Source organism: Pseudoalteromonas haloplanktis ATCC 14393, assembly GCF_000238355.1.
GTDB lineage: Bacteria > Pseudomonadota > Gammaproteobacteria > Enterobacterales > Alteromonadaceae > Pseudoalteromonas > Pseudoalteromonas haloplanktis.
Genome location: NZ_AHCA01000038.1, coordinates 1 through 1586 on the forward strand (window position 1 = coordinate 1; position 1586 = coordinate 1586).

At 46.8% G+C, this 1586-nt stretch carries 1 protein-coding gene; it reads left to right on the top strand.

All coding sequences use genetic code 11. The annotated features are described in order from the left end of the window. A partial coding sequence (locus PHAL_RS23445) for a beta strand repeat-containing protein (RefSeq protein WP_036981742.1) occupies positions 1 to 1586 on the top strand: 1586 nt, incomplete at both ends.

Consider the following 1586-nt stretch of genomic DNA (forward strand, 5'->3'; position numbering starts at 1 on the left):
GCGGGTAATTCAGGCGACGCCACTGACACTGTACTGAAAGATGTGTTGGCTGAAATTACCCTGCAACTCAATGATGCCGATCTCGTCATTAATGAAAACGAGGTAACGACCAATAACTTCTCTGGTACCGTCACCGATGTGGAAGATGGTCAAACAATCACCCTGCTGTTCCTTGATAAAAATGGCAATAGCACCAGTGCAACGACAACCGTTGTCGCAGGTGCATGGACTGTTGAAAACGTTGATTTATCTAACTTAGTGGATGGGGTTATTACCGCTCAAGCGCGTGTGAGCGATCAACCTGAAAACCCTGCCAGCAGTACCATTACCTTCTTAAAAGACACCACGGCCGATATCACTGTCAGCGTGAACGATGTTGATCAATTGATCAACACTGCGGAGCAAACAAGTGTGGCACTATCAGGCTCTGTGACGGGCATTGAAAATGGTCAAACCGTGACTATCACCCTCAGTGATAATACAGGGCGAGAGCTGCAATTTACCACCACCGTTATTGATGGCAACTGGGCCCTGTCAAACATCGATTTGAGCAGCTTTGCAGAGGGTGAGTTTACCGTAACAGCCAGCGCGCAAGATAGCTATGGCAATCAAGCGGATGCCAGCACGAGCGCAACTAAAGACACCCAAGCCATTGTTACTATTGATGTTGACAGCGGCAGTGATAACTTACTCAATGGGGCAGAAGTCGGCAGTGTCGATTTAGCAGGCGATGCACTTTATATCGAAAATGGCCAAACGGTAACGGTCACCATTACTGATAGCGATGGTAAAACCCAAATCCTCACCACCACAGTCATGAATGAACGCTGGGCAATTGACGGCGTTGATATGAGTGGTTTTGCTGAAGGGGCGCTTGATTTCACGGTCGCCACAACGGATATTGCAGGGAATACCGCCACTAACACAGATCAAGTATTTAAAGACACCTTATCCACCATTTCAATGCAAGTACAGACGAATGGTGATGACATTCTCAATGAATTAGAAGTCAATCCAGCCACCTTTGGTGGGGTTGCAAATGATATTGAAACTGGTCAAGCCGTTGAAGTCACGGTAACCGATAGCCAAGGCACAACGCTGACCTTTAATACCGTGGTGCGTAATGGCTACTTTATTATTGAAGATGGGGATTTATCCGGACTTGCGGATGGCGATCTCACTTTTACCGCCAATACGACTGATATTAACGGCAACCCAGCGACCGCAACCACCACAGTCGTGAAAAACACTGCCCCAGTTGACATCACCATTGATATCGACACTCTTCAAGATAATGTTATTAACGATGTTGAATCGCCACTGGTTGATATCACCGGCACCACAGTGAATGTGCAAGACGGTGCCGTTGTGACGGTTATTTTAACCGATGCCAATGGCACTACATTGCGCTTTACCACTACTGTAGCTAACAATACTTGGCGTTTAGATAATGTGGATACATCAACATTATTAGATGGCACCATCACCGGCACAGCGACTGTCACCAATAGTGTGGGTAACTCAGGCTCAGCACAAGAGATTGTTGGCAAAGATGTGGTGGCGAACATCACAGTACAACTTAACGA